Here is a 9,085-nt window from a genome sequence, read left to right as displayed (position 1 = left end):
CTCCAGCCCGTCCGGCGCTTGAGGACGAGGCCCTTCGGGTTGAACGGGGGTCCAGGGGGCAGAGCCCCCCGGCGGGGTCGAAGGGGCGGAGCCCCTGGAGGACGGGACGGGAAGGGGCGGCGGGGGCGAGGAAGCAACGACCTCAGCCGCATCCCAAGCCCCACACGACAACGCACCCGCACGCCGCGCCAACCCCAGCAACCCCCCGAGATCACACCCGTCGGAGACCTGCGCGGCCATCGCCGCAACCGCCTCCACCGCCGCCCCCCGCCGCTCGGCAACCGGCACCAGCCCCAGATGCCGAGACGGCGTCTCCACCCGAGCCACCCTCCGCAACACCCCGAACACCGGCACCCCGACGGAGTCCAACGCCTCCCGAAGAAGCTCCTCATGCCGATCGGACCCGACCTTGTTCAGGATCACGCCCTCGACCCGCACCTCGGGATCCCAGGAAGCGAACCCGTGCACCAGCGCCGCCACCGACCGCGACTGCGACGACGCGTCCACGACGAGCACCACCGGCGCCCGCAGCAGCTTCGCCACATGAGCGGTGGACGCCAGTTCGCCCTGCCCCGCGGCCCCGTCGAACATCCCCATCACACCCTCGACGACGGCGACGTCACACCCGGACGCCCCGTGCGCGAACAGCGGACCGATCAGCTCCGGCCCACACAGATACGCGTCGAGGTTGCGCCCCACGCGCCCGGTGGCGAGCGCGTGATACCCGGGGTCGATGTAGTCCGGACCCACCTTGTGCGGGGACACGGCAAGCCCCCGCGCGGCGAACGCGGCCATCAACCCCGTGGCGACGGTGGTCTTGCCGCTGCCGGAGGCCGGCGCGGCAATGACCAACCGGGGCACGGATGTCACCACTCGATGCCCCTCTGCCCCTTCTGCCCGGCGTCCATCGGATGCTTGACCTTGGACATGTCGGTCACGAGGTCGGCGAAGTCGACGAGCTTCTCGGGCGCGTTCCGCCCGGTGATCACCACGTGCTGGGTCCCGGGCCGGTCCCGCAGCACGGAGATCACCTCATCGGTGTCGATCCACCCCCAGTGCATCGGGTACGCGAACTCGTCGAGCACGTACAGCTTGTACGTCTCGGCGGCGAGGTCCCGCTTGACCTGCTCCCAGCCCTCGCGGGCCTTCTCCTCGTTGTCCACCTGATCGTCGCGCTGGACCCACGACCAGCCCTCGCCCATCTTGTGCCAGTCGACGGACCCGCCCTCACCGCTGGCGCCCAGCACCCGCAGCGCGTTCTCCTCGCCGACCTTCCACTTGGCCGACTTGACGAACTGGAACACCCCGATGGGCCACCCCTGGTTCCAGGCGCGCAGAGCCAGCCCGAAAGCGGCGGTCGACTTGCCCTTCCCGATGCCCGTGTGGACGACGACAAGCGCCCGGTTACGACGCTGACGGGTCGTCAGACCGTCATCCGGCACCACACTCGGCTGTCCCTGCGGCACTACGCGGCCCTCCTCGAATGTCCCTGAACTTCCTTGACCAGCCCGGCGATCGAGTCCGCCCGCAACTCGTCGAGCGTCACCGCCGTACCGCCCAACTCACCCGCGAGCTGCCCGGCCAGCCCCAGCCGAACCGGCCCCGACTCGCAGTCGACGACCACGGACGCGACCCCCTCGGCCGCGAACAGCCGCGCGGCCCGCCCGGCGAGCGCGACCGGCTCGGGGCCACCGGTGGCCCGCCCGTCCGTCACGACCACGACCAGCGCCCGTCGCGCCGGATCCCGCAACCGCTCCACCCGCAGCACGTCATGGGCCTTCAGCAGCCCCGCCGCCAGCGGAGTCCGCCCACCCGTGGGCAACGACTCCAGCCGGCCCGCCGCCGCGTCCACCGACGACGTGGGCGGCAGCGCCACATCGGCCGCCGACCCCCGGAAGGTCACCAGCCCCACCTTGTCCCGGCGCTGGTAGGCGTCCAGCAGCAGCGACAGGACAGCCCCCTTCACGGCACTCATCCGCTGCCGCGCCGCCATCGAGCCGGAGGCGTCCACGACGAACAGCACGAGGTTCCCCTCACGCCCCTCCCGGGTCGCCTGCCGCAGATCGTCCCGGCGCACGACCAGCCCGGGCCCCGACCGCCCCCGCGCCCGCTGATGGGGCGCGGCAGCCTGCACGGTCGCCGCCAGGTGCAGCTTGGTCAGCGCACCGCGCGGCCGCCGCGCACCCGTGGTCCGCCCGTGCTCCGTCCGCGCCCGCGAACGCCGCCCGGCGGCACCCTCGCCGAGGCCGGGCACGCTCAGCACCTTGGTTCGAAAGGGTTCGGAGGCCCGTGCGGCGGACTGTTCCCCGGCACCCGAGGGCTGCGGTTGGCCGCCTTCCCCGGCCTCGGGCTGCGCACCGGTGTCCCCGCCCTGCGGACCCTCGTCGGGCGACGGCTGCCCACCGCCTCCGTCGGGTCCGTCGGGTCCGCCGCCAGGATCCGGGTCGGGATCGTCGTCCCCCGAGAACTCCTCCAGCGTCTGGTCCAGCTTGTCCTCGTCCAAGCCGGGCGCGTCGAACGGGTTCCGCCTGCGCCGGTGCGGCAGCGCCAGCAGCGCCGCCTGTCGGACGTCCTCGGCGAGCACGTCCGTCCGTCCGGCCCACGCGGCCAGCGCGGTCGCCGTACGGGCCATCACGATGTCGGCGCGCATGCCGTCCACCTCGAAAGCGGCACAGGTCGCGGCGATCTGCCGAAGCGCACCGTCGCCCAGCCGCACGGACGGCAGCAGCTCCCGCGCCGCCACGATCCGGGACCGTACGGCGGCCTCCTCGTCGGCCCAGCGCGCGGCGAAACCCTCCGGATCGTCGTCGTAGGCGAGCCGCCGCCGCACGACCTCCACCCGCTGTTCGGGCTCCCGCGAGGCCGCGACCTCCACGGTCAGCCCGAACCGGTCGAGCAACTGCGGCCGCAGCTCGCCCTCCTCGGGGTTCATGGTCCCGACGAGCAGGAACCGCGCGGCATGCCGTACGGAGACGCCCTCGCGTTCGACGTACGAGGCGCCCATCGCGGCGGCGTCCAACAGCAGATCGACGAGATGGTCATGGAGGAGATTGACCTCGTCCACGTACAGGATCCCGCGGTGCGCGTCCGCGAGCAGCCCCGGCTCGAACGCCTTCACGCCCTCCGACAGGGCGCGCTCGATGTCCAGCGCGCCCACCAGCCGGTCCTCGGAGGCGCCGACGGGCAGTTCGACCATGCGCGCGGGGCGCGCCGCACCTGCCCCGGTCTCGTGCGGTCCGTCGGGGCAGCCAGGGTCGGGCGAGGCCGGATCGCACGAGAAACGGCACCCGGCGACAACGTCCACCTCCGGCATGAGCGCCGACAGGGCGCGCACCGCCGTGGACTTGGCGGTGCCCTTCTCACCGCGCACCAGCACGCCGCCCACCGCGGGCGACACCGCGTTCAGCAGCAGCGCGAGCCGCAGGTCGTCCTGGCCGACAACGGCCGTGAACGGAAAGGGAACACTCACTGGTCGTCACTCTCCAAGTCGCCTTCGAGTTCCAGATACGTGGCGCGCAGCCGCTCCAGCGTGTCGGCGTCCGGCTCCGCCCACAGCCCCCGGTCGGCCGCCTCCAGCAGCCGTTCGGTGATGCCGCGCAGCGCCCAGGGGTTGGACTGCTTCATGAAGTCGCGGTTCTCCGGATCGAAGACGTACTCGGCGCTGAGCTTCTCGTACATCCAGTCGTCGACCACGCCCGCCGTGGCGTCGTACCCGAACAGATAGTCCACCGTCGCCGCCATCTCGAACGCGCCCTTGTAGCCGTGGCGCCGCATGGCCGCCATCCAGCGCGGGTTGACCACGCGGGCCCGGAAGACGCGGTGGGTCTCCTCGCCGAGCGTGCGGGTCTTCACCTGGTCGGGCGTGGCGGAGTCACCCACGTACGCCTCCGGACTCGCGCCCGTCAGGTGGCGGACCATGGCCACCATCCCGCCGTGGTACTGGAAGTAGTCGTCCGCGTCGACGAGGTCGTGCTCGCGGGTGTCGACGTTCTTCGCGGCCACCGCGATCCGCCGGAACGCCGTCTCCATGTCCCCGCGCGCCGCCCGCCCGTCGAGCCCGCGCCCGTACGCGTAGCCGCCCCACACCGCGTACACCTCGGCGAGGTCGGCGTCCGAGCGCCAGTTGCGGGCGTCGATCAGCGGCAGCAGACCGGCGCCGTACGCGCCTGGCTTCGACCCGAAGACACGGGCCGTGGCTCGCCGCCGGTCTCCGTGCTCGGCGGTGTCCTCGTCGGCGTGCGCCCGTACGTAGTTCCGGTCGGCCGGCTCGTCCAGCTCCGCCACCGCCCGCACCGCGTCGTCGATCAGGCCCACCACGTGCGGGAACGCGTCCCGGAAGAAACCCGAGATACGGACCGTGACGTCGATGCGCGGCCGGCCGAGCTCCGCCAGGGGGACGACCTCGAAGCCGGTCACCCGGCGCGAGGCGTCGTCCCAGACCGGGCGGCACCCGAGCAGCGCCAGGATCTCCGCGATGTCGTCGCCCTGGGTGCGCATCGCGGACGTACCCCACACCGTGAGACCGACGGACTTCGGGTACTCACCGGTGTCCTGCAGATAGCGGGCGACCAGCGAGTCCGCGAGCGACTGGCCGACCTCCCAACTCAACCGGGACGGGATGGCCTTGGGGTCGACGGAGTAGAAGTTGCGGCCGGTCGGGAGGACGTTGACGAGCCCGCGCGTGGGCGAGCCCGACGGGCCCGCCGGGACGTATCCGCCGTCCAGGGCCTTGAGGATGTGGCCGATCTCGTCGGTGGTGCGGGCGAGCCGGGGCACGACCTCCGTGCACGCGAACTCCAGCACGGCCACCGCCTCGGGGAGTTCGGTGCCGAGGACGTCCCGTACGAGGGCACGGCTCTCCGCGACCGCCCACGCGCGCTCCTCCATGCCCTCCGCGATCCGCCGGCACAGCTGCTCCAGCAGGTCGATGGCGTCGGCGGCGGTGCGGGACGGGCCGTCGACGAGATCCGTCAGCTCGACCGGCAGCTTCACCGGCGCGCCCGGCTCGGCCAGCAGTTCCTTCTCGACCAGCCCGAAGTGCTCGGCCAGCGAGGCGCGCAGACCAGGGAGCGCGTTCGCCTGGCCGCCCCACACCTGCGAGGCGCGCAGGACGGCGAGCACGAGGTTCACGCGCGGCTCACCGACCGGACCGCCACCGAGGATGTGCAGCCCGTCGCGGATCTGCACGTCCTTGATCTCGCACAGGTAGCCGTCGATGTGCATGACGAACTCGTCGAAGTCGTCGTCCCCGGGCTGCTCGTCGACGTGCAGGTCGTGGTGCAGCTCGGCCGCCTTGACCAGCGTCCAGATCTGGGCCCGTACCGTCGGCGCCTTCCCCGGGTCCAGGTCGGACACGAGCGCGTACTCGTCGAGCAGCTGCTCCAGCTTGGCCAGGTCGCCGTACGTGTCCGCGCGCGCCATCGGCGGTACGAGGTGGTCGACGACCGTGGCGTGCCCGCGGCGCTTGGCCTGGGTGCCCTCGCCGGGGTCGTTGACGATGAAGGGATAGACCAGCGGGAGGTCACCGAGGACCGCGTCCGGCGCGCAACCACCGCTCAGCCCGAGCCCCTTGCCCGGCAGCCATTCCATGGTGCCGTGCTTGCCCATGTGCACGATGGCGTCGGCGCCGAAACTGTTCTCCAGCCACCGGTAGGCCGCCATGTAGTGGTGCGAGGGCGGCATGTCCGGGTCGTGGTAGATCGCGATCGGGTTCTCGCCGAAGCCGCGCGGCGGCTGGATCATGACGACGACGTTCCCGAACCGCAGGGACGCGAGGACGATCTCGTCCCCGTCGACGTACAGGCTGCCCGGCGGCTCGCCCCACGCCTGAAGCATCCCGTCCCGCAGCTCCGGGTCGAGCTTGTCGAACCACGCCAGGTAGTCGGCCAGCGGCACGCGCGCGGGCGCGGCGGCCAGCTGCTCCTCCGTCAGCCACTCGACGTCGTGGCCACCGGCCGCGATGAGCCGGTGGATCAACTCGTCGCCGTTGTCGGGGTATTCGGTGAGCGAGTACCCCGCCTCGCGCAGCGCGTCCAGCACCCGTACCGCCGAAGCGGGCGTGTCGAGTCCGACCGCGTTGCCGACGCGCGAGTGCTTGGTCGGGTAGGCGGTGAAGACGAGAGCCAGCTTCTTGTCGGCGTTCGCCTTGTGCTTCAACCGCGCGTGCCGCACGGCGATCCCGGCGACCCGCGCGGCCCGCTCGGGGTCGGCGACGTACACCGGGACGTCGTCGGGGCCCTGCTCCTTGAAGGAGAACGGAACCGTGATCAGCCGCCCGTCGAACTCCGGGATCGCGACCTGCATCGCCGCGTCCATGGGGGAGAGGGCGGCGTCGGAGGCGTCCCAGGCGCTCCTCGACGAGGTCAGGCAGAGGCCCTGCAGCACGGGAACGTCGAGGTCGGCGAGCGCCCCGATGTCCCATGCCTCCTCGTCGCCGCCGGCCGACGCCTGCGAGGCGTGTGTGCCGCCGGCCGCGAGCACGGTGGCGACGAGCGTGTCGGCCCGCCCGAGGAGCTCGTACAGCCCGGCGTCCGCACCGCGCAGCGAACCGCAGTACACCGGGAGGGCGTTGGCGCCGTGCGCCTCGATGGCGTCGCACAGCGTGTCCACGAAGGCGGTGTTGCCGCTCAGCTGGTGGGCCCGGTAGAAGAGCACGCCGACGGTCGGGCGGCCCTCGACGAAGGCACGCTCGCCGTGGACGCCGTACTCCGGCATCTTCCGCGGCTCGTCGAAGCCCTCGCCGGTGAGCAGCACCGTGTCGGACAGGAACCGGGCCAGCTCGGTGAGGTTGGCGGGCCCGCCCTCGACGAGGTACCGCAGCGCCTCCGCCACCACACCGGCGGGCACGGACGACTCGGCCATCAGCTCCGCGTCGGGCACGGCCTCCCCACCGAGCAGCACGGTCGGAACACCGGACGCCTTGAGCGCGGCCAGCCCGTCCTCCCAGGCGCGCTTGCCGCCGAGCAGCCGTACGACGGCGACGTCCGCGCCCTCGACCAGTCCCGGCAGCTCCTCCTCGACATCGACCCGGGTCGGGTTGCCGATCCGGTACGAGGTATCGGAGGCACGGGCCGCCAGCAGATCGGTGTCGGCGGTCGACAACAACAGCACTGTGCTCATGCGGGCGCTCCCGGTGGAATGAAGGGCAGTCCTTGCGGCGCGCCCGACTCGATGAGCCGCCACAGCGCGTCCGTGTCCGCGTGTTCCTCGATCAGGTCGCCGAGCCGGTCGAGCTGCTCCTCGCGCAGCCCGGCGAACGACGTGTCGGGGGCCGGTACGAAGCGGCGCCCCGCTGCGGCGGCCACCTCACGCAGGAAGGCCCGCCGGAAACCGTCCGACTCCAGCGAGCCGTGCCAGTGCGTACCCCAGGTCTGCCCGATCCGGCAGCCGTCCAAGAAGGTTTCGCCTCCGGTGACTTCGGCGACCCCGTGGTGGATCTCGTACCCCTCGACGTGCTCGCCGAGCGCCTCGCCGACGGGACGGGTGAGGGTCTTCTCGCGGGCGAACCGCACCCGCACGGGCAGGACCCCGAGACCGTCGACCTGTCCCGCCCGGGACTCGACGTCGTCCTCGATGTGCTCGCCGAGGATCTGGAAGCCGCCGCAGACGCCGAGCACGGGCCGGCCCTCGGCGGCCCTGCGGACGAGCGCGTCGGCGAGCCCGCGCTCCCGGAGCCACTCAAGGGCACGGACGGTCGCCCGGGTGCCGGGGATCACCACCAGGTCGGCGTCGGCGAGTTCCTCGGGCCGGTCCACGAACCGCACGACGACACCGGGTTCGGCGGCCAGCGCGTCGACGTCCGTGAAGTTGGACATGAGGGGGATGGCGCAGACGGCGACCCGGAGCACGTCCTCTCCGACGGGGGGAGCGACGTTCGACTCCCGTACGGTCCCCCTCAGGGAGACCCGCAGCCCGTCCTCCTCGTCGATGCCGAGCCCGTGCCGGAAGGGCAGGACACCGTACGTGTGCCGCCCGGTGAGCCCGTGCAGCATGTCCAGGCCGGGCTCCAGCAGGGACACGTCCCCGCGGAACTTGTTGACGAGGAACCCGGCGACGCACTCCTGGTCCTCGGGTGAGAGCAGGGCCACGGTCCCGAAGAAGGAGGCGAAGACACCCCCGCGGTCGATGTCACCGACCACGAGGACGGGGAGCCGGGCGTTCCGCGCGATCCCCATGTTCACGATGTCCGTCCGCCGCAGATTGATCTCGGCAGGACTGCCCGCCCCCTCACAGATCACCGCGTCATACGTGCCCCGCAACTCGGCGAGACACTCCAGCACGGTACCGAGGAGCTGCTGCTGCCGCCCTCCGTGGTACCCACGGGCACTGAGCTCCCCGACCGGCTTCCCGAGCAGGACGACCTGACTGCTCCGCTCGCCGCCCGGCTTCAGGAGTACGGGATTCATCAGCGCGGTCGGCTCCACCCGGCACGCCTGGGCCTGCATGGCCTGGGCGCGCCCGATCTCGGCGCCCTCGCGTGTCACGAACGAGTTGAGGGACATGTTCTGCGCCTTGAAGGGCGCGACCTTGACTCCCTGGCGCACCAGCCACCGGCAGATCCCGGCGGTCACGACGCTCTTGCCGGCGTCGGAGGTGGTGCCGGCGACGAGAAGACCACCGCTCATGACCTGCGTCCCTTCATGACGAGGCGCGCGGCGACGAGGCGCGTGGCGACACCGACGCCGAGCGCGAGCAGACCGACGCGCCGGGAGAGGCGTGCGGCTCGTTCGATGTCGGGTACGGCGACGGCACGGCCTTCCCCGTTCAGCACGGGCCGGTGCTCGACCCGCCCTCCGTAGGACAACGTCCCGCCGAGCCGCACGCCGAGCGCGCCCGCGAACGACGCCTCGACGGGGCCGGCGTTGGGGCTCGGGTGCTTGGTGGCGTCGGCACGCCAGGCCCGTACCGCCCCCTGGGGGTCACCCCCTGAGACGGTCGCCAGTACGGCGGTCAGGCGGGCGCCCGGCCACCCCGCCACGTCGTCCAGTCGCGCGGAAGCCCACCCGAACCGCCGGTACTTGGCCGACTTGTGGCCGACCATGGCGTCGAGCGTGTTCACCGCCCGGAACCCGAGCAGCCCCGGCAC

At 72.3% G+C, this 9,085-nt stretch carries 6 protein-coding genes; all 6 read right to left on the bottom strand.

Translation table 11 applies throughout. The features are described from left to right. A partial coding sequence (locus FNH08_RS36155) for a cobyrinate a,c-diamide synthase (RefSeq protein ID WP_322726053.1) occupies nt 1-873 on the bottom strand: 873 nt, incomplete at its 3' end. Then, nucleotides 867-1,466, bottom strand: coding sequence for a cob(I)yrinic acid a,c-diamide adenosyltransferase (gene cobO, locus FNH08_RS36150; RefSeq protein WP_322726052.1), 600 nt, complete (start codon nt 1,464-1,466; stop codon nt 867-869). The genes cobO and FNH08_RS36155, both read right to left, overlap by 7 nt. Next, nucleotides 1,466-3,469, bottom strand: a complete 2,004-nt coding sequence (locus FNH08_RS36145) for a putative cobaltochelatase (RefSeq protein WP_322726051.1) — start codon at nt 3,467-3,469, stop codon at nt 1,466-1,468. The genes cobO and FNH08_RS36145 overlap by 1 nt, the downstream gene beginning before the upstream one ends. Next, complete coding sequence (gene cobN / locus FNH08_RS36140; protein ID WP_152775760.1) at nt 3,466-7,119, bottom strand: cobaltochelatase subunit CobN; 3,654 nt, start codon at nt 7,117-7,119, stop codon at nt 3,466-3,468. The genes FNH08_RS36145 and cobN overlap by 4 nt, the downstream gene beginning before the upstream one ends. Beyond that, the gene (locus FNH08_RS36135) at nt 7,116-8,624 is read right to left on the bottom strand and encodes a cobyric acid synthase (protein ID WP_152775759.1); all 1,509 of its coding nucleotides are present in this window, start codon (nt 8,622-8,624) and stop codon (nt 7,116-7,118) included. The genes cobN and FNH08_RS36135 overlap by 4 nt, the downstream gene beginning before the upstream one ends. After that, the coding region (locus FNH08_RS36130; RefSeq protein ID WP_194238726.1) for a cobalamin biosynthesis protein at nt 8,621-9,085 on the bottom strand (465 nt) is incomplete at its 5' end. The genes FNH08_RS36130 and FNH08_RS36135, both read right to left, overlap by 4 nt.

It is taken from the genome of Streptomyces spongiae (genome assembly GCF_009377185.1).
Classification (GTDB): domain Bacteria; phylum Actinomycetota; class Actinomycetes; order Streptomycetales; family Streptomycetaceae; genus Streptomyces; species Streptomyces spongiae.
Note: the sequence above shows the minus strand (reverse complement) of the source record. Positions and strands in the feature narration are given on the sequence as shown.